The following is a 19945-nucleotide window of genomic DNA, read 5'->3' on the forward strand; positions in this document are numbered from 1 at the left end:
CGGGCGTCAGGCTTCGCGCGTGAAGCCGTACTGCAGCACATCAATGGTGCCGGCGTTGAAGCCGCCCTCGCAATAGGCGAGATAGTAGCGCCACATGCGGCGGAAGCGCTCGTCGAAGGCCAGCTTGCGGCTGTCCAGCGCGCGGATGCGCGGCCAGGCCGCCTCGAAACTCTGGTGCCACAGGTTCAGCGTGCGGGCATAATCGCGGCCGAAACTGAAAGTATCGGTGATCTGCAGGCCGGCACCAGCCGCCTGGCGCTGTATCATCTCTGGCGACAGCAGCATGCCGCCGGGGAAGATATGGGCCTGGATGAAATCCATGGTCCCGCGATAATCCTCGAAATACTGGTCGGCGATCACGATGGCCTGGATGCCGGCGCGGCCTTGCGGCAGCAGACGGTCGCGCAGCTGGCCGAAATAGCGCGGCCAGTATTTCTCGCCTACGGCCTCGATCATCTCGATCGAGGCGACGGCATCATATTGCCCGGTCAGGTCGCGATAATCGCGCAACTCGATCTGCACGCGATCGCCCAGCCCGGCCTGCTGCACGCGCTGCTGGGCAAAATCATGCTGTTCGCGGCTGATGGTGATGGCATGCACGCGGGCACCGAATTCTTGTGCTGCCAGACAGGCAAAGCCGCCCCAGCCGCAGCCGATTTCCAGCACGCGCTGGTCGGGCCTGATCTGCAGCACCTCGCCGGCCAGCCGGCGGTATTTGTTCAGCTGCGCCTGTTCCAGCGTCTCGGCCTCGTGCCGCCACAGCGCGGCGGAATAGGTCATCGAGGGGTCGAGCCACTGGCTGTAGAAGTCGTTCCCGAGATCGTAGTGATAGGCGATGTTCTTGCGGCTGCCGCGCTTGCTGTTGGCGGCAAAGGCAAAGCCCAGGCGCCGCAGCAGGCGCAGCCAGGGCTTGCCCATCAATGTGGAATCAAGATCGCTGTTCAGGCAGGCCCATTCGGTCAGCGCGGCCAGATCGGGGCAGTCGAAATCGCCATCGAGATAGGCCTCGCCGACGGCGAGATTGCCGCCCAGCAGCAGCCGCTTGGCCAGTTTGTGGGTGTTGATATCGAGCCGCGCATCCGGGCCACCATGGGGGCCGCGTGCCTGCAGGGCACGCCCATCGGGCAGGGTGATGGTCAGGCTGCCATGGCTGACCCGGGCGGCGAGCGACAGCATCAGGCGCGTCCAGCGCGGCACGTTATGCAGCAGCAGCGCATCCTGCGCCGATTTCAGCAGCATCGGTTCGGCGGCTGTGGGATGCGCAGAATGCGCGGTGCGCATCACGCCGGCGGCGGCATCGATAGCCGCATCCATCGCCACTTCCGCGGCCCGGTTCAGCGCCGGCTCGTCCCGGGCATAGGCATCACTCATGCGTCACGCTCCATCATCGCGCGGTTCGTCTTGTCATCCACCGGCTGGCCCGCCGACACCGCTTCGCGCGGTGGCGCCGTCCAGCCGAAGAAGGCGGCACCCTTGCGCCACAGTTGCAGCGCTTCCCAGTGAATGCCGGCCATGACTTTTACGGTCATCAGCGGATGCCGGATGAGGGCTTTCAACAGACTGTGATCGGTCAGGTCTTCGCGCCGCCCGGTCTGCGTCGCCAGCAGTTGCACGGCGCCATCAGGGGCGGTCTGGCGGATCAGGATGCCGATCTTCTCGCCCGGCGGCAGCAGGCGGAAATGATAGTCGCCCGACAGCGGCAGGAAGGGCGAGACGTGGAAACGCTTCGCCACGCTCTGCTCCACCACGGGTCCGCTGTTTTTCAGCGGCACCTCGATCAGATAGCCATGCTGGTCGCCAAAGGTGTTCTTCACCTCATACAGCACGGCGCGCAGGCGCCGGGCCGCGTCATAGCAGAAGAACACGCTGAGCGGATTGAACACATAGCCGAACAGGCGCGGGAAACACAGCAGGTGGATATGGGCTGCGGCTTCCGACAGATTCTGCCGCGCCAGCGCCGCCTCGATCCAGGGCCGCAGCGCCGAACCATCGCGCGGGCCATGGTCACGGTCATGGAAGCTCACCAGGCCGAAGCGGTTGTAGCGGAACAGCCGCGATCCGGCCGCCAGCGCTGCCAGCCGGTCGATATCCAGCAGCAGTGAAAATACGCGATAGGTGAACTTGTGACGGAATGGCAGCAGGCGCTCATGCACCACGCGGCACCAGTACAGGCTGGCGGCCGGCATCGGCATGGCGGCATGGTCCGTCACTCTGCGGCGTCCCGCTGCGGCATTGCAGATGTTGTGAAGGGCTCAACGCCCAGCGCCCGCGCCACGGCGAGGCCGGCGCTGAAGCCATCCTCATGGAAGCCGTATTTGCACCAGGCGCCGCAGAACCACAGCCGGTCCTGACCCTGGATCTCGGACAGCCGTGCCTGCGCGGCGATGGCGGCACGATCGAACAGCGGGTGGTCGTAGGCGAATTCGGCGAAGACCAGATCGGGTCGCGGCTCGGTGACCGGGTTCATGGTGACAAACAGCGGCCGGCTCTCGTCGATGGATTGCAGCCGGTTCATCCAGTAGGTGAGGCCGACGCGGCGCTGCAGGTCGCGGCGCGGTTCGGACAGGTAGTTCCAGCTGGCCCAGACATTCCGGCGCTTTGGCATCTGCGCGACGTCGCGATGCAGCACGGCACGATTGGCCTGGAAGCGGAAGGCCGAGAGGATGTCGCGTTCGGCGGCAGAAGCGCCGTCATCGAGCAGGCGCAGGGCCTGGTCGCCATGGCAGGCGAGCACCACCTGGTCGAAATGTGTTGCATGGCCGGCGGTGACAACGCTGACACCATTTGCCTCGCGGCGCACCGTATGTACCGGCGTGTGCAGGTGCAGGGTGAAATCACCATCCGCCAGCAGGCGCTTCACATATTCGCGGCTGCCGCCGTTCACCGTGTACCATTGCGGCCGGTCGTTGACGCTGAGCAGGCCGTGGTTCTTGAAGAAATTGGCAAAGGTCTCGGCCGGGAAGGCCATCATGTCGGCCAGCGGCGCCGACCAGATCGCGGCCCCCATCGGCAGCAGGTAATCCAGCATGAAGCGGTCGCTGTAGCGGTCGCGTGCCAGATAGTCGCCCAGGGTCAGGCCGGCCATGCGGCCGGCAGCGAGATCGGCGACGGCGGTCTTGTTGAAGCGCAGGATATCGCGCCACATGCGATGGAAGCCGGGCTTCAGCAGGTTGCGCTTCTGCGCGAACAGCGTGGCAAGGCTGCTGCCGCTCCATTCCAGCTCACCCTGGCCGACCGACACCGCAAACGACATGTCGCTCTTGATCGCCGGCACATCCAGATGGGCAAACAGCCGGCGCAGGTTGGGATAGTTCCAGTCGTTGAAAACGATGAAGCCGGTATCCACCGCGATCTTCACGCCGCCGTAGTCAACCTCGACGGTATTGCTGTGGCCGCCGGCATAGGCGTTGGCCTCGAAGACGGTGACATCATGGTGCTTCGACAGCGCCCAGGCGGTGCCCAGCCCGGCGATGCCGGCGCCGATCACGGCGATGCGTTGCCGCCGCTCTGTTTGAGTCGTTGTCATTCGGCCCCCGCTGCCTCCCTGGCATCATTGCGTAAAGCCGCAAAGGCCGCCAGTGCCGCCTTGCGCGCGGTGTCATGGTCGACCAGCGGCCGCGGATAGTCGCGGCCCAGGACAAGCCCGGCTTGTTTCAGCACGGCATCCGGTGCCATCCAGGGCTTGTGCACATGCTTGTTCGGCAGCCGGGCCAGTTCGGGCAGCCAGTGCCGCACATAGGCGCCCTCGGGATCGAATTTCTCGCCCTGCAGGATCGGATTGAAAATGCGGAAATAGGGGGCCGCATCGGCGCCGGAGCCGGCGACCCATTGCCAGCCCGCCGCATTGTTGGCGAGGTCGGCATCCACCAGCGTGTCCCAGAACCAGGCCTCGCCTTTGCGCCAGTCCTGCAGCAGGTGCTTGATCAGGAAGGAGGCGGCGATCATGCGCACGCGGTTGTGCATCCAGCCGGTATGCCAGAGCTGGCGCATGCCGGCATCGACGATGGGGTAGCCGGTGCGGGCCCCTTGCCAGGCGGCGAGGAAATCGGGGCGCGGCTGCCACGGGAAGGCATCGAAATCGGCGCGGAAATTCTGCTGCGGCAGCTCGGGGAAATGAAACAGCAGGTGATAGGAGAATTCGCGCCAGCCCAGCTCGGTGAGGAATTTCTCCGCGTTGCGGCCCAGCGCCGCGTTGCCATGGCCGAGCGCCAGCTGCACCGCCTGCCAGATCTGGCGCGGTCCGATCTCGCCGAAGCGCAGATGCGCCGACAGCCGCGAGGTCACGTTCATGTCGGGCCGGTCGCGCCCGTCGGCATAGTGGATCAGGTCATCCTCGATGAAGGCCTGCAGCCGCGCGGCGGCGCCGGCCTCGCCGGGCGTCCAGCTCTCGCGCAGGCCGCCGGCCCAGTCGGGCTTGCGCGGCAGCAGGCCCCAGTCAGCCAGTTCGTCGCTCGCGATCGGCTGCGGCCAGGCCGCAATCGTCTTGGGCGCGCGCTGCGGTGCCGGCGGCGCGGGCAGGGCGCGGCAGGCACGCCAGAAGGGCGAAAACACCTTGAACCAGCCGCCGGCCTGGGTCTTCACCGCCCAGGGTTCGAACAGCAGTGCGGCATTATGGGTCTCAACCGCCGCGCCGGCGGTTTTCAGGGCGGCCTTGATCGCGGTGTCGCGCGCCACCAGGGCCGGCTCGTAGCAGCGGTTCCAGTGCACGGCTTGGGCGCCGGTCTCGCCCAGGATGGTGCGCAGCACCGTGGCCGGATCGCCCCGGCGCAGCACCAGGGTCATGCCATAGCGCTGCTGCAGGTCGGCGGCCAGCCGGTCCAGGCTGTGATGCAGCCACCAGCGCGTGGCGCCGCCCATGCGCCAGGCCGTGGCACCGGTATCGAGGATGAACAGCGGGATGACGGCAGCGCCTGCGGCGGCCGCCTGTGCCAGGGCCGGATTGTCGTTCAGGCGCAGATCCTGGCGGAACCAGACGATAACCGGAGAAGATGAGGGCGACGCCATGCCAAGCTGTATCTGCTGTCGTCGCCGGGACTGGCGACGTTCACTCTTTGATACGCAAGGCGAGGCATGGCGGATCACCCCGCCGCGGGAAGTTTAACGGCTGGGCAGCTCGCCGTCGCGCTCCAGCAGCCGCAGCGCCAGCGACGCCGCCTGGGTGCGGTTGAACACCTGCATCTTGGTGAAGATCTGGCGTAAATGCGCCTTCACGGTCACTTCCTGCACGCCCAGCCGGATTGCGATGGCCTTGTTGGAATCGCCCTGGCTGACCCATTTCAGCACCTCGCGTTCGCGGTCGGTCAGCGCGGCAAGGCGCGGATCGGCCGGCTCGGCCGCCGGCGGCGGCCGGGTGGCGTCGTCCAGCCCGTCCAGTTCATGGCGCAGGCTGCGCAGCAATTCGCGGTCGTCGGCGCCGGCCTTGGCGCGTTCGGCCAGCTGGGCATATTTGGCGGCGGCGATATAGCTGGGCAGGAATTCCTCATACAGCCGCAGCGCCTTCACCACGGTGAGGATCATGCTCTGCTGCGTGATCTCGGTCTTTTCCTTGTAGTCGTTGATGCCGTGGTTCGACACCACGGTCAGCGGCGGCGCCTGGCCCGGCTGGCCGGTGCGGATCACGATCTGCGCCGAGCGGTTGGCCAGGTCGTTGCGGATGTAATCCACCAGCGCCAGACCGGCATGCTCGGTTTCCATCACCACATCCAGCAGCACCAGGGCGGTGTCGGGATTGTCGCGCATCACATCGCGCGCCTCGGTGGCGGAATAGGCGCTGAGGAAATTCAGCCCGCGCTTGCGGTAGTTGAAATTGCGCAGCAGCAGCTTGGTCAGCGAATGAACGTCGGGCTCGTCATCGACGATCAGGACCTTCCAGTTGCGGCGATCCGGCGTCGGTCCGCCACCGCCCGGTGGCCGTGTGTCGTCACGCCGGTCGGCCCGGTCGTCGAGAAAATTGATCGAGGAATCCGCCAAAGCCTGTCTCCCGCTCTACGCGTATAGTAGCGGATCGCTTCGCAAAAGAAACGAGGCCTGGCGGGGTTTTTACCCGACATAAGTATCAAAGCGAGGCTTAGGCGCGGATTCGGATCATGGTATCGGCCGGCGTGAGCCGGCGGCCATCGGCGGCGCGCAATTCGAGCGGCGGAATCGGCTCGCTCTTCTCGCGGTCGAGCAGTTCGATTGTGCAGGGCTGGTCGGGGAACTGGTGTTTGGCACCCCATTGCCGCAGCGCGACCAGCACCGGAAACAGCTCGCGGCCCTTTGGCGTCAGCACATACTCCCGGTAGGCACTCCCATCCGCAGCCGGCACGGCCTCCAGGATGCCGCTGGCAACCAGGCTTTTCAGCCGCACCGTCAGGATGTTTTTCGCCATACCGAGGCTTTTGTGGAATTCGCCGAAGCGGCGCAGGCCGAAAAAGGCATCGCGCACGATCAGCAGCGACCACCAGTCGCCGATCACATCCAGCGCGCGGGCAATCGGGCAATCCGCGTCGTCGAGGCTGGTCCGCTTCATCCTGTGCCTCCTCGGGTTTTTGTGCGCGCCGTCACCGGGCGGCGGCCAATCATGGTTGCATTATAAAACCAGTGTGATGAGATGTCCATGTAGTTTCATAATTAAACCTATATCGCACTGGAGACGACCATGAGGCTCAAGAACAAGACGGCGCTGATCACCGGCGGCAACAGCGGCATCGGCCTGGCGACGGCCAAAGCCTTCATCGCCGCGGGCGCCCGCGTTGCCATCACCGGCCGCAACAAGGCGACCCTGGACGCGGCCCTGGCAGAACTGGGTTCCGATGCTATGGCCCTGCAGGCGGATGCCACCGACATCGCCGCCACCGAACAGGCGGTGGCCGCTGCGGTGCAGGCCTTTGGCAAGCTCGATATCGTCTTTGCCAATGCCGGCATTCCGGGCAGCACGCCGATCGGCGGCAGCAGGCTTGAAGTGTTCGAGCAGATCCTGCGCACCAACATCACCGGCGTATTCTTCACCGTGCAGGCCGCCGCACCGCATCTGAACGATGGCGCCTCGATCATCCTGAACGGCTCGGTGATGTCGCAGCTGGGCTCGCCCGGCTCCTCGGCCTATGCCGCCAGCAAGGCCGGCGTGCGCGGCATGGCGCGCGTGATGGCATCCGAACTGGCGCCGCGCGGCATTCGGGTCAATGTCGTCTCGCCCGGCGCCACCCGCACACCGATCTGGGATGGCGCCGCGCCGACACCGGAGGCGAAGGCACAACTGGAAAAGCGCCTGTCGGGCATCATCCCGCTCGGCCGTCTGGGCGAAGCAGAAGAGATTGCGAAGACTGTGCTGTTCCTCGCCTCTGACGATGCGTCCAACGTGAATGGCACCGAAATCTTCGTCGATGGCGGCAGCAACGGTTCGCCGGTGGGTGGCCCGGTGTTTCGCGGCTAGCGAGCCGTGACAGTACAGGGAGAGGGGGCCGCAATGCCTCTTTTCCCTGTTGATTTTTCCCCTGTTGATGCATGTCAAGATGACAGGGCGCGCTCTGGTCTAGTCTGTTGGTCCAGGAGTTCCCAGCATGCAAAAAACCATGAAAGCCGCCGTCGTCCGCGCCTTCGGCAAGCCGCTTGTCATCGAGGAGGCGGCGGTGCCGCTGCCGGGTGCCGGACAAATCCTCGTCAAGGTCATGGCGAGCGGCGTCTGCCACACCGATCTGCATGCCGCGGAAGGCGATTGGCCGGTCAAGCCCAAGCCGCCGTTCATTCCCGGCCATGAAGGCGTCGGCTATGTCGCCGCGGTCGGCAGCGGCGTGCGCCATGTGAAGGAAGGCGATCGCGTCGGCGTGCCCTGGCTCTACAGCGCCTGCGGCCATTGCGAGCATTGCCTCGGCGGCTGGGAAACGCTCTGCGAGACGCAGCAGAATACCGGCTATTCGGTGAATGGCGGCTTCGCCGAATATGTGCTTGCCGATCCGGACTATGTCGGCCATCTGCCGGCCAATATCGGCTTCGTCGAGATCGCTCCGGTGCTCTGTGCCGGCGTCACTGTCTACAAGGGACTGAAGGTCACCGACACCAAGCCGGGCGACTGGGTGGCGATCTCCGGCATCGGCGGGCTGGGCCATATGGCCGTGCAATACGCGACTGCGATGGGCCTGAATGTCGTGGCCGTGGATATCGACGATGCCAAGCTGGCGCTGGCCCGGCGGCTGGGCGCGGCGCTGACCGTCAATGCGCGCCAGACCGATCCGGCCGCTTTCGTCCGCAAGGAAATCGGCGGCGCCCATGGCGTTCTGGTCACCGCAGTCTCGCTCAAGGCCTTCCAGCAGGCACTCGGCATGGTGCGCCGTGGCGGCACGGTATCGCTGAACGGCCTGCCGCCCGGCGACTTCCCGTTATCGGTGTTCGACACCGTGCTCAACGGCATCACGGTGCGTGGCTCGATCGTCGGCACGCGGCTCGACCTGCAGGAGGCACTGGCCTTCGCCGGAGCGGGCAGGGTGCAGGCGACGGTGAAGACCGAGCGGCTGGAAAACATCAACGACGTCTTCGCCCGCATGCATCGCGGCGAGATCGAGGGCCGCATCGTGCTCGACTTCGCCTAGGCGCGGCGCGCATCAGGCGGTCAGCGTTCGATCACCCATTGCGTCACCGCCTGGTGGTAATTCTGCGGGCCGGGCACGGTCATATGGGTCTTGACGAATTTGAAGCCGGCCTTCTGCAGCGTGCGGTTCGGCGCGGCATTGAAGGCATTCGGTTCGCAGAACAGTTTTTTGATCTTCAGTAGCTCGAAATAGATATCGACACTGTGCTTGACGCATTGCGTGCCCAGGCCCTGCACACGCAGGTCAGGCTCCACGATATGCAGATGCATGTTGGCGCGCTCGCCGCGCAGGATGCGGTCGCTGGTCGAGAAGCCGATCGCCCGGCCGTTCAGCAGCCAGATCACCAGCAGGCCTTTGCGCTGCTCCACCGGCAGGGCGAGATCCTGCTCATAGGCGTTCTGCCAGGCCGCGCGCGCCGGCAGGCGGGTGGGATCGACGCCCAGCAGTTCCAGCTGCTCGGGCGTCGCGTTATGAAAATAATCGATAATGAGTGGCGTTTCCGCCGCCGTCATTAGCCGCACCGTCAGGGCCATGATGCTCTCCTGCAGTCTGACACACGGCCTGGGCCGGCCGTGCCATCATGCTGGCCCGTGCGCGGCTGGAAGCAAAGCCCTATTGCAGGCGCGTGGTCAGAATCTTCAGGCCGGCGGCACCGAAGGCCAGCGCGAACGCGCCTTCGAACCAGCGGCGCAGTCGCATGTAGCCCCGGCTCAGCGGCGGGCTGGAGAACAGCAGCGCATAGCCGTGGAACACCAGCGTGCTCTGCAGCGCCACGGCGGCGATGATGGTGGCGAGCGTCAGCGGCGAGGCCTGCGCCGGCACGCCCACGGCATAGAGCGAGCCGAAGAACAGGATCGCCTTCGGGTTGGTCAGGTGCAAACCAAGTCCGGCAGCATAGGCGCGTTTCAGCGAACTGTAGGTGCCACTGCGCGCATGAATCTCGCCGGCTTTCAGCGCCGAGCGTGCCGAACGGAAGGCGAGATAGAGCAGATAGGCGGCGCCGCAATAGCGCATCGCCTCGAACAGCCAGGCATTCGCCAGCATCACCGCGCCAAGGCCGAAAGCCGCAGCGGTCGACCACATCAGCGATCCGGTGCTGACGCCGCCGGCCACCGCAAGGCCGAAGCCGCGGCCCGATTTCATCGAGGCGCCGGCGATGGCGAGCGTGGCGGGGCCGGGGCTGCCGGTGGCGAGCAGGGCGGCAAGGAGAATCAGCGGAAGGTTGATGTCATCGAGCATGCTTAAGTCTGGTCCGGCCGGTGCCGCGAAGGCAAGCGCGGAGATGTATCGCTACAATTGTTGCGCTTGTCGGGCTGGTGCTTCGCAGCGATACTGAATGCCTCCCCGAGACCAGTCAGAATGACCCCCATGAGTTCCAGCCACACTATCGCATCCGGCCGCGCCATGCTGGCGGTGGAAACACGCGGCAGCGGCGATCCCGTCGTCTTCCTGCATGCCAATGTCGGCGACCGCCGCATGTGGCGCGCACAGATGGATGCCGTCGGTGCCGGCAACATGGCGATCACTTACGACCGGCGCGGTTTTGGCGACACCCGCGCAGAACCGGAAGACTATTCCGCCATCGGTGATCTGATGGCGGTGCTCGCCGCCACGGCGCAGGGTAAACCTGCGATCCTGGTCGGCTGCTCGCAGGGCGGCCGCATCGCCATCGACACAGCGCTGCGGCATCCATCCGCCGTGCGTGGCCTGGTGCTGATCTCGCCCACCGTGACCGGCGCGCCCGAGCCGGTGCTGTCGCCCGATATCAAAAGCCTGCTGGCCGAACAGAAGGCCGCTGAAGCGGCCGGCGATATCGAGCGCGTGATTGCGATCAAGGCCCAGCTCTGGCTCGATGGCCCGCTGCAGCCGGCGGGACGTGTGACGGGTGCGGCGCGCCAACTGTTCCTCGCCATGAACGCCACTGCATTGCGTTCGTCGCCGCTCGGAATGGACATGGATGCACCTCCCGGCGCCTTCCAGCATCTGGGCGAAATAGCGGTACCGACGCTGGTGATTTGCGGCGACATGGACTTCCCCCATATCCAGGAGCGCTGCCGCGCTGCCGCCAGCCTGATGCCGAACGCATCACATCATGGACTGCCCGATGCGGCCCATGTGCCGAGCCTGGACCGGCCGGCCGAGATCACTGCACTGCTTGCCGCCTTCATCGGGCGCTGCCGCGCATAGGCGGTACGCAGTTATCGCTTTTTGCGCAGGGCTTTGCTTTTGCCAGCTGTCTTGCGGTTGAGCTGACCCGCGGCATTCACCAGCCGGCGGAAGGTCGGGCATTCCAGATGGCTGGGCGCCGAGCATTTCGCCGCATGGCGCAACCCGTCGCGCATCGCCGCCATGCGATGAATCCTGCGGTCCAGGTCGTCGGCCTTGGCGGCCAGTTGCTCGCGTTTGATGCGCAGCCGGCCATCGGTGGCAAACATGCCGGCGATCTCGTCGAGGCTGAAGCCGGCCAGCCGCCCCAGCGCGATCAGCGACAGGCGCTGCACCACATCGGGCGTGAACAGGCGCTTTAACCCGCGCCGGCCGATCGAGGCGATCAGGCCTTTTTCCTCATAGAAGCGGAGCGCAGAGGCCGGCACGCCGGTCTGGGCCGCCACTTCGGCGATATCGAGCGCTTTCATGCTTGACCTCAAGTGAACTTGAATTTGTAGGCTACCCCAACATCACCACCACACAAGAGGAATTTCAGATGTTGGACACACCCTTTCAGATCGCGGCCGTGGGCATCGGCGCCACGCTGGCGATGGATCTCTGGGCCCTGGTGCTCAGGCATGTCTATGGCGTGACCGGGCTTGATTACCGCATGGTCGGCCGCTGGCTCGGCCATCTGCCGCGTGGCCGGTTTCGCCATGACGGCATCGGCCGTGCGGCGCCGGTGGCGGGCGAGGCCGCACTCGGCTGGGCGGCGCATTACGCCATCGGCATTGCCTTTGCCGCCGGGCTCGTCGCGGTCTTCGGCGCCGGCTGGCTGCAGGCACCGACACTGATGCCGGCGCTGCTCACCGGGCTCGTCACCGTGGCGGCACCCTTCCTGATCCTGCAGCCGGCGCTGGGGCTCGGCATCGCCGCCGCGCGCACACCGGCGCCGATGGCGGCGCGGGCGCGCAGCCTCATCACGCATCTGGTGTTCGGCGCCGGGCTCTATGGCGCCGCCCGGCTCACCGCAACTCTGTAACGCTCAACCTTTGAAATGGGAGATATCCGATGATACCCGCACGCTTTGAACCCATCGCCTTCGGCTTCGTGCTTTCGGCCCTGATGTCGCTGCTCGTTTCGGGCATCGCCACGCTCCGCACCGCCGGGCTGGCCGAGAATTTCCTCTGGCTCTGGACCGGCGCCTGGCTGGCATCCTGGCTGGTCGCATTTCCGGTCGTGCTGTTCGTCGCGCCGGTGGCGCGGCGTGTCGTGCGCCGGATGGTGAGGGCGTAACGTCACGGCCAGGCGGCCGGCTGTGCAAGCATGCACGTCCGGTCGCTGCCTGTGATGCAGCGGGCCATGATGAATAAGAATGTTGGGAATGAATGGCTCCGAGGGAGGGATTCGAACCCCCGACCGGGCGGTTAACAGCCGCCTGCTCTACCACTGAGCTACCTCGGACCAGTGCGGCGCGCAACCTAGCCATCTGGGCCCTGCACCGCAAGGGCCGCCTGCAAAAATTCCGCAGCCGCTTCCGGCCCCTGTCAAACCGGCTTTTCCCTTTATGCGCCAGATGGTAAGCGGGAGGCGAGGGAGCCGCAAAAATGAAAATGACCAAGGCCGAACTGGAAGCCTTTCTCGCCGCCGAATTTCCGCAGATGGCGCCGCTGCGCATGCGAATCGAAAACTGGGACGGCGCGGCGCTGCGGCTCGACATGCCGGTCACCGAGCAGAATCTGCGCCCCGGCGGCACGGTGTCGGGCCCGGCGATGATGACGCTGGCCGACTGCGCCGCCTATCTGCTGCTGCTCGGCCTGATCGGTCCGGTGGCGCTGGCGGTCACCACCAATCTCAATATCAATTTCCTGCGCAAGCCGGGCCTGGGCGATCTGGGTGCCGAGGCCACCATGCTCAAGCTGGGCAAGACGCTGGCGATCATCGAGATCGCGCTGTTCACCGCCGGCCAGGCCGAACCGGTGGCCCATGCGGTGATGACCTACGCGATTCCGCCCAAACGCTGAAGCTCGGGTCATTGAGCAACGGGGCGGGGCAGGGCTTGACCGGCCGGCATGGTGTTCCCATATCGTTCCTGACGTGACATGACAGCAGCTGCAGCGCCGCGAACCCCAACGAACCTCAACGAACCCGAACGGACCTGAACGAACCTCAACGGACCTCAACGGACCTCAACGGACCTGAACGAACCTGAACGGACCCCGGCGAAGCAGAACAGGCATTTTTTTGCAATTTTCGTCGCTCCCGCGAAGGCGGGAGCCCAGTCTTGAGGCCTGGAAGCGACAAAGACGCTGGATTCCCGCTTGCGCGGGAATGACGAAGAATTAGTTAAGCCGTTGATTTATATGGGGTGGAGCGCGGGTATTATAATACCGCTCTGTAAATACCTGATTTCATTAGACAGATCAGGTTTGACAGCACGCCAAAAATCCTCATAGTGCGCCCCGATCCGCCCGCCGGCTGTCCGGCGGGATTTTTACTACTCTGTCAGGACGTCAGATGAAGACTTTCACCGCCAAAGAGTCCGAAGTGGACAAGAAGTGGCTGCTGATCGACGCCGACGGTTTGGTGCTGGGGCGGCTTGCCTCCCTGATCGCCATGCGTCTGCGCGGCAAGCACAAGGCCATCTTCACGCCGAACTGCGATACCGGCGACAACATCATTGTCATCAATGCCGAGAAGGTTCGCCTCACCGGCCGCAAGGCCGCGAATGAGGTCTTTTACTGGCACACCGGTCATCCGGGTGGCATCAAGGGTCGCACCCTGGGCGAAGGCCTGGCCGGCAAGTATCCCGAGCGCGTCATCATGAAGGCCGTCGAGCGCATGCTGCCGAAGGAGAGCCCGCTGGCTCGCCGTCAGCTCACCAAGCTCAAGGTCTACAAGGGTGCCGAGCATCCGCATGAGGCACAGCAGCCCGTGAAGCTGGATGTCGCCGCGCTCAATCCGAAGAACAAGAGGAACGACTAATGGCTGAGTCCCGCACACTCGCCGACCTGAGCCTGGGCAATGCCCAGGCGGCCGTGGCTGCCAAGGCGGTGGTTGAAGAGCGCAAGCTCGACAAGTACGGCCGCGCCTACGCCACCGGCAAGCGCAAGAACGCCATCGCCCGCGTCTGGATCAAGCCCGGCACCGGCAAGTTCACCGTGAACGGCAAGGAGAGCAACGATTACTTCGCTCGTCCCGTGCTGCGCATGCTGCTCGCCCAGCCGATGGTGGTGACCAACCGCACCGGCCAGTTCGACATCATGGCCACCGTCGTCGGCGGCGGCCTGTCGGGCCAGGCCGGCGCGCTGCGTCACGGCATCTCGAAGGCCCTGACCTATTTCGAGCCGACACTGCGTCCGGCTCTGAAGGCCCAGGGCTTCCTGACCCGCGACAGCCGCGTGGTCGAGCGTAAGAAGTACGGCAAGCCGAAGGCCCGCCGCAGCTTCCAGTTCTCGAAGCGCTAATCGGTTTCGCTGCCATCCGGCGGCAAACGAGAAAGGGGTCGGAGCGCAAGCTCCGGCCCTTTTTTGTTTTTCCGGGCCTTGAGCTTTTCATGGTGCGGAATCGCCCGCCGGTGCTATGGCTGTGTGCACCGACGCGTCCCAGAATCGCGACGTAAACGGAGTTTTTGACGATGGATGCCGGAGAGGCATTGCTGCTCGTAGTGCCCGCCATGCTGCTGCTGCTCGCAGCCGGCGGCCTTGCCGGCTATATCGAGAACGCGATCTACCAGCTCTATCGCGGCGGCGGCGATGGCGAGGACAATGCCGAGAATCAGGCGCGCATGCAGGGCACCTACAACCAGCAGCGCACCGAGTTCGCCCGCCTGCGCGACGAGAAGGCGCGGCTGGAGGAAGATCTCGCCGAGCTGATGAAAGAGCGCGCCAACCTGCAGGGCCAGCAGCGCCGCATGGCCGATCGCCAGAACAACCTGGTGGCCGAAGCCGGCTATCCCGCGCCGGGCACCAATGGCTTCTACTTCCGCATCGAAGGCCCCGCCGCGGTGATGCCCTTTGCCGGCATGGCCTCGCTGCCGACGGCGATGGGCGGCAAGCGGCGCGTGCGCCTGGTGGTCTGGGCCGGCAACATGGAAGCGGCGCAGGCGATTGCGATGAACTGGACCGGCGATGATGGCCGCGTGATCGATGCGCGCGAGTTTGCCGGCAAGCTGTTCTGGCACGAGGTCTGAGCGATGGATGGTCTTGTCGCCGCCCTGGGAGCCATAATTGCACTGCTGCTGTTCGGCCTGGCGGCGGTCATCGTCATCGACCGCGCCCGCAACGGCTATCGCCGCGCCGAAGCCGAGCAGACCGGTCGCCGCAACCGCCAGCATGAACTGACCATGCGGCTGGAACAGCTCGAGCGCGCGGTCGCCGAGCAGCGCCCGGCGATTGCCGAGGTCCGCCGCAAGGTGCAGCAGACCAAGGCCGACTGCGAAAGCCTGAAAGCCCAGCTGAATGCCACCGAGCATGTCTTCAGCTACACCGCGGTGCCGATGGAAAGCCGCGACATGCATGCGCGCCCCTGGCGCTTCAGCGCCCGCCATCCCACGCTCGGCGCCGACCTGCCCGACACCGTTCCGGCCGGGCAGTGGAACCAGGGCCGCCCCTATGTGCTGACCGCCGAGAATCAGGCCGAGGCCCGCTCGGTGATGGACCGCCTGCTGCCGCGGCATCGCGGTTTTATGGTGGTTAACATGGGCGAGGCCTCCAGCGATGCGCCGGCCCAGCCGAGCCCGGGCTGAGTCTGGTCCGGGTCTGCGCCGAGTCGTGCCGCGCGGACACAATCAGCGGTAAAACTATGATTGATTTGATACCGCCTTTGCCCGACAGTAATGGCTAACCCCAGGGCGCAATAGCCAGAGTCCGCCGGTATGGATGCCGTCGACATCGTCTCCGCACTGCTGCCATCGCTGATGATGTTCTTCGCCGTTTCGCTCGGCGCGAACAGCCTGGAACGCTATGTCTTCAACTATGCGCGCGGCCGTTTCCGGCTCGACGATCTGGTCAGTGATGCCGACCGCATCCGCAACCAGCTTTCCGATATCCGCGTCGAATACGACAAACTGGTGGAGACCAAGGCGGAGCTGGAGCTGCGCCTGGCCGAGCGGCAGTCGACCTATGGCACAATGATGGCGCGCGAGGTCGAATTCAGCGACGCCCGCAACATGGTGATCTACGAGGTCGGCACGCCGAAGCCGCATCACACCGGCTGGTATGTCAAACTGATCGGCCCCGAGATGCACGAGATGTTCAGCGGCCCCGGCTCGGCGGTTGCGGCCTTTCCCGGCCGCCGCACCGCGCGCGTGGTGATGTGGGGTATCGAGGACGAGCATGCGGCGCGCCTGCGCACCAAGAAAATTTTCGGCGCGCTGTCGGAGGTCATGCTGATCCGCCCGTTCAACGGCAAACTCAGGCTCGGCGATGCCTGAGCTTTCAGTCACCCAGTTCATCGGCATCCTGGCCGCGGCCGCCAATATCGGCATCGCGGTGATGATCATCATCCTGCTGGGTGAGCGCAGCCATGCCGCCTGGACCCGGGTGCGCCTGAAAGCCGAGGAGCTCACCGGCCTGAAGCAGGAGCTGGAGCGCCAGGCCGATGATGCGGTGAAAACCGTGCAGTCGCTGCGCGAGAGCATTGCCGACCTGAAGAACCAGGTGACCCGCGCCGAACAGGATCTCGATGCCCTGACCAAGCGGCACAAGGAAACCGATCTGCCATTCGGCTACACCGCCACCATCGTCGATGTGGTCGACCGTCGCTATCGCACCTGGCGCGTGGTGGTGCGCAATGCCGAGCTGGGCGCGCAGGCGGGCTCGTTCAGCCATCCGGCACATAAATGGATCGAGGGCCGCTACTACGAAGTGCCGGCGCCGAACATGGAATATGCCGTACAGGCGATGCAGCAGCGCTTCCTGCTGCGCGACGGCTTCACCGTCGATCCGGCGCCGCCGCGCGGCACCGCCATCGAGGCGCCGGAACCGATCGAAGCGGCGATCAGCGCGATCTAGCGGATCGGGCTGTCTTGGCCTAACATCCCGATATCGGCGCAATAGACGCCCCTCTGTGTTTCCCGGGAGGAAACCATGCAGAAAATTTCCATCGTTGCCGCCGCGCTCATGCTGGCGGCCAGCCCGGCCGCCATCGCGCAGCAGGGCTATCCCAGCAAGACGATCCGCTTCGTGGTGCCCTTCGCGCCGGGCGGTTCCTCCGACATCATCTCGCGCGCCGTCGCCAACCAGCTGACCGCCGGCCTTGGCCAGCAGGTATATGTCGAGAACAAGGGCGGCGGTGGCGGCAATATCGCGATGGAGGAGGTCAAGCGCGCGGCGCCCGATGGCTATACGCTGATCCTCGGCCATATCGGCACGCTCGCGGTCAATCCGGCCATGTATGGCGCCAAGCTCCCCTATGATCCGGTGAAGGATTTCCAGCCGATCTCGCTGCTCGCCGTGGTGCCCAATGTGATCGCCGTGCATCCCGATGTGCCGATCAAAAGCCTTGCCGAATTCGTCAAGGCGGCGAAGGACAAGCCGGGCAAGCTGAATTACGGCACGGCCGGCAACGGCAGCGCCGGCCACCTGGCGATGGAATATTTCAAGATGCAGGCCGGCATCGACATCGTGCATATCCCGTATCGCGGCACCGGCCCGATGCTGTCCGACCTGCTGGGCGGCCAGGTGGAAGCCACCTTCAACGGCATCCCGCCGATCATGAGTCATATCAAGGCCGGCAAGCTGCGGCCGCTGGCGGTCGGTTCGGCGGCGCGCGTGCCGGCACTGGCCGATGTGCCCACAGTCGCCGAAAGCGGCTATCCGGGTTTCGAAACCTCGCAATGGTATGGCCTGATGGCACCGGCCGGCACGCCGCGCGCGATCATCGACCGGCTGGCGGAAGAAACCCGCAAAGCGCTGAACAGCGACGATGCCAAGAAGCGCATCAGCGACGATGGCGGCATCACCGCCGGCGGCACGCCGGAGCAGTTCGCGGCCCTGATCGCCAAGGAGAAGGAGCGCTGGGGCAAGGTGGTAACGACGGCGAAGATCCAGCCAGATTGAACTGTCTTACCGGTTCAGTTCCTTCATCCCGCGCTCCAGGCCTTGCAGGGTGAGCGGGAACATGCGGTTGCCCATGATCTGGCGCACCACCTGCACCGAGGGCGTGAAGTCCCAGTATTTTTCCTGCACCGGGTTGAGCCAGATCGCCTTCGGATAGGTGTCGATCAGGCGCTGCATCCACACCGCGCCCGCTTCCTCATTCCAGTGCTCGACGCTGCCGCCCGGCTGCACGATCTCATAAGGGCTCATGGTGGCGTCGCCGACGAAGATCAGCTTGTAGTCATGCTGGTAGGTGCGCAGCATCTCGAAGGTGGGCAGGAATTCGCTGTGGCGACGGCGATTGTCCTTCCACAGCTTCTCGTAGACGCAATTGTGGAAGTAGAAAAACTCCATATGCTTGAACTCGGCGCGCGCCGCCGAGAATAGCTCTTCGGTGACGCGGATATGGTCGTCCATCGAGCCGCCGATATCGAACAGCAGCAGCACCTTCACCTTGTTATGCCGCTCGGGCACCATCTTGATATCGAGATAGCCGGCATTGGCCGCGGTCGACTTGATGGTGTCGGGCAGGTCGAGTTCCAGGTCGGCGCCGTCGCGGGCGAATTTGCGCAGGCGGCGCATCGCCACCTTGATGTTGCGGGTGCCCAGCTCCACGCTGTCGTCCAGGTTCTTGTATTCGCGCTTGTCCCACACCTTCACGGCGCGGCGGTTGCGCGATTTGTCCTGGCCGATGCGCACGCCTTCGGGATTGTAGCCATAGGCCCCGAAGGGCGATGTGCCGGCGGTGCCGATCCATTTGTTGCCGCCCTGGTGGCGGCCTTTCTGCTCTTCGAGGCGCTGCTTCAGCGTCTCCATCAGCTTGTCCCAGCCGCCGAGCGCCTCGATCTGCGCCATTTCTTCCGGCGTCAGTACTTTCTCGGCCAGCTTGCGCAGCCATTCCTCGGGAATCTCGGCGGTGATCTCGGCGCCGGCACCGGCAAACTGCAGGCCGTTGAAGCACTGGCCGAACACGCGGTCGAACTTGTCGAGATTGCGCTCGTCCTTCACCAGGGCGGTGCGCGACAGGTAATAGAAATCCTCGACGCGGTATTCGGCCACGTTCTTGTCCATCGCCTCGATCAGCGTGAGGTATTCCCGCAGGGTGGCGGGGACTTTCGCCTTGCGCAGTTCGAGGAAGAAATTGATGAACATGGCGGCCTCGTTTTAAAGGCTTAGTTCCGTTCGCGGCGGGCGATGAAGGCCAGCCGCTCGAACAGATGCACATCCTGCTCGTTCTTCAGCAGCGCGCCGGCCAGCGGCGGGATCAGCTTGCCCTGGTCCTTGGTGCGCAGCGCATCGGCCGGCAGGTCTTCCGCCATCAGCAGCTTGAGCCAGTCGAGCAGTTCGGAGGTGGAGGGCTTTTTCTTCAGGCCGGGCGTCTCGCGGATGTCGTAGAAGACATTCAGCGCGTCGCGCACCAGGTTTTTCTGCACGCCGGGATAATGCACCTCAATGATCTCTTCCATGGTCTCGCGCTCGGGGAAGCGGATGTAGTGGAAGAAGCAGCGGCGCAGGAAGGCGTCGGGCAGTTCCTTCTCGTTATTCGAGGTGATGATCATGATCGGGCGCACGGTCGCCTTCACGGTCTCGTTCGTCTCGTAGACGAAGAATTCCATGCGGTCGAGTTCAAGCAGCAGATCGTTGGGGAATTCAATATCGGCCTTGTCGATCTCGTCGATCAGCAGCACCGGCCGCTGCGGCGCCGTGAAGGCGTCCCACAGCTTGCCCTTTTTGATGTAGTTGCCGATGTCCTTGACGCGCTCGTCGCCCAGCTGGCTGTCGCGCAGGCGCGACACGGCATCGTATTCATACAGGCCCTGCTGCGCCTTGGTGGTCGACTTCACATGCCAGGTCAGCAGCGGGGCGTTCAGCGCCCTGGCGATCTCGATGGCCAGCACGGTCTTGCCGGTGCCCGGCTCGCCCTTCACCAGCAGGGGCCGCTCCAGCGTGATGGCGGCATTCACCGCCACCTTGAGGTCGTTGGTGGCGACATAGGACTCGGTACCAGTGAACTTCATTGCGGGCTTCCCGGATTCTGCAAAAGACAGCGGATGGGGAAGACGCTAGGTCGCCACCCCGCGCTTCGCAAGCCGTGACGTTACGTCAACGGCGGCCGGCAACGACCAGACA

The 19945-nt window shown here is 64.9% G+C and carries 24 protein-coding genes and 1 tRNA gene; 13 read left to right on the forward strand and 12 right to left on the reverse strand.

The window, feature by feature from the left end; translation table 11 throughout:
- Window positions 1-6 precede the first annotated feature (6 nt).
- From AAG799_RS01820 to AAG799_RS01845, 6 genes are all read right to left on the reverse strand, one after another.
- On the reverse strand, window positions 7-1371 hold the full coding sequence (locus tag AAG799_RS01820; RefSeq protein ID WP_341894081.1) for a cyclopropane-fatty-acyl-phospholipid synthase family protein: 1365 nt from the start codon (window positions 1369-1371) through the stop codon (window positions 7-9).
- Complete coding sequence (locus tag AAG799_RS01825) at window positions 1368-2210, reverse strand: DUF1365 domain-containing protein (RefSeq protein ID WP_341894082.1); 843 nt, start codon at window positions 2208-2210, stop codon at window positions 1368-1370. Before AAG799_RS01825 ends, AAG799_RS01820 begins: the two co-directional genes overlap by 4 nt.
- On the reverse strand, window positions 2207-3526 hold the full coding sequence (locus AAG799_RS01830) for an FAD-dependent oxidoreductase (RefSeq protein WP_341894083.1): 1320 nt from the start codon (window positions 3524-3526) through the stop codon (window positions 2207-2209). The genes AAG799_RS01825 and AAG799_RS01830 overlap by 4 nt, the downstream gene beginning before the upstream one ends.
- Window positions 3523-5004 carry a deoxyribodipyrimidine photo-lyase gene (locus AAG799_RS01835; RefSeq protein WP_341894084.1) on the reverse strand — a complete coding sequence of 494 codons (1482 nt, stop codon included), beginning with the start codon at window positions 5002-5004 and terminating at the stop codon, window positions 3523-3525. The genes AAG799_RS01830 and AAG799_RS01835 overlap by 4 nt, the downstream gene beginning before the upstream one ends.
- A 93-nt stretch (window positions 5005-5097) precedes the next feature.
- Window positions 5098-5970 (reverse strand): LuxR C-terminal-related transcriptional regulator, encoded by an 873-nt coding sequence (locus AAG799_RS01840; protein ID WP_341894085.1) that lies wholly within the window; start codon window positions 5968-5970, stop codon window positions 5098-5100.
- A gap of 97 nt (window positions 5971-6067) precedes the next feature.
- On the reverse strand, window positions 6068-6511 hold the full coding sequence (locus AAG799_RS01845; protein WP_341894086.1) for a helix-turn-helix domain-containing protein: 444 nt from the start codon (window positions 6509-6511) through the stop codon (window positions 6068-6070).
- A gap of 129 nt (window positions 6512-6640) precedes the next feature.
- Between AAG799_RS01845 and AAG799_RS01850 the strand changes: the two genes are divergently transcribed.
- Complete coding sequence (locus AAG799_RS01850) at window positions 6641-7414, forward strand: SDR family oxidoreductase (RefSeq protein WP_341894087.1); 774 nt, start codon at window positions 6641-6643, stop codon at window positions 7412-7414.
- A 127-nt stretch (window positions 7415-7541) separates the two neighbouring features.
- Complete coding sequence (adhP, locus tag AAG799_RS01855; protein ID WP_341894088.1) at window positions 7542-8567, forward strand: alcohol dehydrogenase AdhP; 1026 nt, start codon at window positions 7542-7544, stop codon at window positions 8565-8567.
- A gap of 20 nt (window positions 8568-8587) precedes the next feature.
- Here adhP and AAG799_RS01860 read toward each other — a convergent pair whose 3' ends face one another.
- Window positions 8588-9100, reverse strand: coding sequence for a GNAT family N-acetyltransferase (locus AAG799_RS01860; protein WP_341894089.1), 513 nt, complete (start codon window positions 9098-9100; stop codon window positions 8588-8590).
- Window positions 9101-9179: 79 nt separating this feature from the next.
- Window positions 9180-9806, reverse strand: coding sequence for a LysE family translocator (locus AAG799_RS01865; RefSeq protein WP_341894090.1), 627 nt, complete (start codon window positions 9804-9806; stop codon window positions 9180-9182).
- 129 nt (window positions 9807-9935) lie between these two features.
- Between AAG799_RS01865 and AAG799_RS01870 the strand changes: the two genes are divergently transcribed.
- Window positions 9936-10754, forward strand: a complete 819-nt coding sequence (locus AAG799_RS01870; RefSeq protein ID WP_341894091.1) for an alpha/beta hydrolase — start codon at window positions 9936-9938, stop codon at window positions 10752-10754.
- 11 nt (window positions 10755-10765) lie between these two features.
- Here the strand turns inward: AAG799_RS01870 and AAG799_RS01875 are convergent, their stop codons facing one another.
- On the reverse strand, window positions 10766-11203 hold the full coding sequence (locus tag AAG799_RS01875) for a helix-turn-helix domain-containing protein (RefSeq protein ID WP_341894092.1): 438 nt from the start codon (window positions 11201-11203) through the stop codon (window positions 10766-10768).
- A gap of 68 nt (window positions 11204-11271) precedes the next feature.
- Between AAG799_RS01875 and AAG799_RS01880 the strand changes: the two genes are divergently transcribed.
- The gene (locus AAG799_RS01880; RefSeq protein ID WP_341894093.1) at window positions 11272-11757 is read left to right on the forward strand and encodes a DUF2938 domain-containing protein; all 486 of its coding nucleotides are present in this window, start codon (window positions 11272-11274) and stop codon (window positions 11755-11757) included.
- Between the two features lie 29 nt (window positions 11758-11786).
- Window positions 11787-12011 carry a DUF2798 domain-containing protein gene (locus tag AAG799_RS01885; RefSeq protein WP_341894094.1) on the forward strand — a complete coding sequence of 75 codons (225 nt, stop codon included), beginning with the start codon at window positions 11787-11789 and terminating at the stop codon, window positions 12009-12011.
- Window positions 12012-12104: 93 nt separating this feature from the next.
- Here AAG799_RS01885 and AAG799_RS01890 read toward each other — a convergent pair.
- A tRNA-Asn gene (locus AAG799_RS01890) sits at window positions 12105-12179 on the reverse strand.
- Window positions 12180-12322: 143 nt separating this feature from the next.
- Here AAG799_RS01890 and AAG799_RS01895 point away from each other — a divergent pair.
- The 8 genes from AAG799_RS01895 to AAG799_RS01930 all read left to right on the forward strand — a co-directional run bounded on the left by AAG799_RS01895 (window position 12323) and on the right by AAG799_RS01930 (window position 17776).
- Window positions 12323-12739 carry a PaaI family thioesterase gene (locus AAG799_RS01895; protein WP_341894095.1) on the forward strand — a complete coding sequence of 139 codons (417 nt, stop codon included), beginning with the start codon at window positions 12323-12325 and terminating at the stop codon, window positions 12737-12739.
- 493 nt (window positions 12740-13232) lie between these two features.
- The gene (gene rplM, locus AAG799_RS01900; protein ID WP_341894096.1) at window positions 13233-13700 is read left to right on the forward strand and encodes a 50S ribosomal protein L13; all 468 of its coding nucleotides are present in this window, start codon (window positions 13233-13235) and stop codon (window positions 13698-13700) included.
- Complete coding sequence (rpsI, locus tag AAG799_RS01905; RefSeq protein ID WP_341894097.1) at window positions 13700-14182, forward strand: 30S ribosomal protein S9; 483 nt, start codon at window positions 13700-13702, stop codon at window positions 14180-14182. Before rplM ends, rpsI begins: the two co-directional genes overlap by 1 nt.
- Window positions 14183-14352: 170 nt before the next feature.
- Complete coding sequence (locus AAG799_RS01910; protein WP_341894098.1) at window positions 14353-14907, forward strand: hypothetical protein; 555 nt, start codon at window positions 14353-14355, stop codon at window positions 14905-14907.
- 3 nt (window positions 14908-14910) lie between these two features.
- On the forward strand, window positions 14911-15462 hold the full coding sequence (locus AAG799_RS01915; protein ID WP_341894099.1) for a hypothetical protein: 552 nt from the start codon (window positions 14911-14913) through the stop codon (window positions 15460-15462).
- Between the two features lie 129 nt (window positions 15463-15591).
- Window positions 15592-16149, forward strand: coding sequence for a hypothetical protein (locus tag AAG799_RS01920; protein WP_341894100.1), 558 nt, complete (start codon window positions 15592-15594; stop codon window positions 16147-16149).
- Window positions 16142-16729 (forward strand): hypothetical protein, encoded by a 588-nt coding sequence (locus tag AAG799_RS01925; RefSeq protein ID WP_341894101.1) that lies wholly within the window; start codon window positions 16142-16144, stop codon window positions 16727-16729. Before AAG799_RS01920 ends, AAG799_RS01925 begins: the two co-directional genes overlap by 8 nt.
- A gap of 75 nt (window positions 16730-16804) precedes the next feature.
- Window positions 16805-17776 (forward strand): tripartite tricarboxylate transporter substrate binding protein, encoded by a 972-nt coding sequence (locus AAG799_RS01930; protein ID WP_341894102.1) that lies wholly within the window; start codon window positions 16805-16807, stop codon window positions 17774-17776.
- Window positions 17777-17782: 6 nt separating this feature from the next.
- On the opposite strand, the gene AAG799_RS01935 is transcribed toward AAG799_RS01930, so the two are convergent.
- Entirely contained in the window at window positions 17783-18967 is a 1185-nt protein-coding gene (locus AAG799_RS01935) for a VWA domain-containing protein (RefSeq protein ID WP_341894103.1), read from the reverse strand.
- Between the two features lie 20 nt (window positions 18968-18987).
- Entirely contained in the window at window positions 18988-19833 is an 846-nt protein-coding gene (locus AAG799_RS01940; RefSeq protein WP_341894104.1) for a MoxR family ATPase, read from the reverse strand.
- Between the last annotated feature and the right edge of the window lie 112 nt (window positions 19834-19945).

This window comes from Ferrovibrio terrae (assembly GCF_943371255.1).
GTDB lineage: Bacteria > Pseudomonadota > Alphaproteobacteria > Ferrovibrionales > Ferrovibrionaceae > Ferrovibrio > Ferrovibrio terrae_B.

What these genes read in the sequence shown, in the direction of transcription:
- AAG799_RS01935 (WP_341894103.1), bottom strand. Translation starts at nt 18,967, where the DNA reads ATGTTCATCAATTTCTTCCTCGAACTGCGCAAGGCGAAAGTCCCCGCC.
- AAG799_RS01845 (WP_341894086.1), bottom strand. Translation starts at nt 6,511, where the DNA reads ATGAAGCGGACCAGCCTCGACGACGCGGATTGCCCGATTGCCCGCGCG.
- AAG799_RS01895 (WP_341894095.1), top strand. Translation starts at nt 12,323, where the DNA reads ATGAAAATGACCAAGGCCGAACTGGAAGCCTTTCTCGCCGCCGAATTT.
- AAG799_RS01880 (WP_341894093.1), top strand. Translation starts at nt 11,272, where the DNA reads ATGTTGGACACACCCTTTCAGATCGCGGCCGTGGGCATCGGCGCCACG.
- AAG799_RS01920 (WP_341894100.1), top strand. Translation starts at nt 15,592, where the DNA reads ATGGATGCCGTCGACATCGTCTCCGCACTGCTGCCATCGCTGATGATG.
- AAG799_RS01830 (WP_341894083.1), bottom strand. Translation starts at nt 3,526, where the DNA reads ATGACAACGACTCAAACAGAGCGGCGGCAACGCATCGCCGTGATCGGC.
- AAG799_RS01850 (WP_341894087.1), top strand. Translation starts at nt 6,641, where the DNA reads ATGAGGCTCAAGAACAAGACGGCGCTGATCACCGGCGGCAACAGCGGC.
- AAG799_RS01820 (WP_341894081.1), bottom strand. Translation starts at nt 1,371, where the DNA reads ATGAGTGATGCCTATGCCCGGGACGAGCCGGCGCTGAACCGGGCCGCG.
- AAG799_RS01910 (WP_341894098.1), top strand. Translation starts at nt 14,353, where the DNA reads ATGGATGCCGGAGAGGCATTGCTGCTCGTAGTGCCCGCCATGCTGCTG.
- rplM (WP_341894096.1), top strand. Translation starts at nt 13,233, where the DNA reads ATGAAGACTTTCACCGCCAAAGAGTCCGAAGTGGACAAGAAGTGGCTG.
- AAG799_RS01875 (WP_341894092.1), bottom strand. Translation starts at nt 11,203, where the DNA reads ATGAAAGCGCTCGATATCGCCGAAGTGGCGGCCCAGACCGGCGTGCCG.
- adhP (WP_341894088.1), top strand. Translation starts at nt 7,542, where the DNA reads ATGCAAAAAACCATGAAAGCCGCCGTCGTCCGCGCCTTCGGCAAGCCG.
- rpsI (WP_341894097.1), top strand. Translation starts at nt 13,700, where the DNA reads ATGGCTGAGTCCCGCACACTCGCCGACCTGAGCCTGGGCAATGCCCAG.
- AAG799_RS01835 (WP_341894084.1), bottom strand. Translation starts at nt 5,004, where the DNA reads ATGGCGTCGCCCTCATCTTCTCCGGTTATCGTCTGGTTCCGCCAGGAT.
- AAG799_RS01940 (WP_341894104.1), bottom strand. Translation starts at nt 19,833, where the DNA reads ATGAAGTTCACTGGTACCGAGTCCTATGTCGCCACCAACGACCTCAAG.
- AAG799_RS01865 (WP_341894090.1), bottom strand. Translation starts at nt 9,806, where the DNA reads ATGCTCGATGACATCAACCTTCCGCTGATTCTCCTTGCCGCCCTGCTC.
- AAG799_RS01870 (WP_341894091.1), top strand. Translation starts at nt 9,936, where the DNA reads ATGAGTTCCAGCCACACTATCGCATCCGGCCGCGCCATGCTGGCGGTG.
- AAG799_RS01860 (WP_341894089.1), bottom strand. Translation starts at nt 9,100, where the DNA reads ATGGCCCTGACGGTGCGGCTAATGACGGCGGCGGAAACGCCACTCATT.
- AAG799_RS01930 (WP_341894102.1), top strand. Translation starts at nt 16,805, where the DNA reads ATGCAGAAAATTTCCATCGTTGCCGCCGCGCTCATGCTGGCGGCCAGC.
- AAG799_RS01925 (WP_341894101.1), top strand. Translation starts at nt 16,142, where the DNA reads ATGCCTGAGCTTTCAGTCACCCAGTTCATCGGCATCCTGGCCGCGGCC.
- AAG799_RS01885 (WP_341894094.1), top strand. Translation starts at nt 11,787, where the DNA reads ATGATACCCGCACGCTTTGAACCCATCGCCTTCGGCTTCGTGCTTTCG.
- AAG799_RS01915 (WP_341894099.1), top strand. Translation starts at nt 14,911, where the DNA reads ATGGATGGTCTTGTCGCCGCCCTGGGAGCCATAATTGCACTGCTGCTG.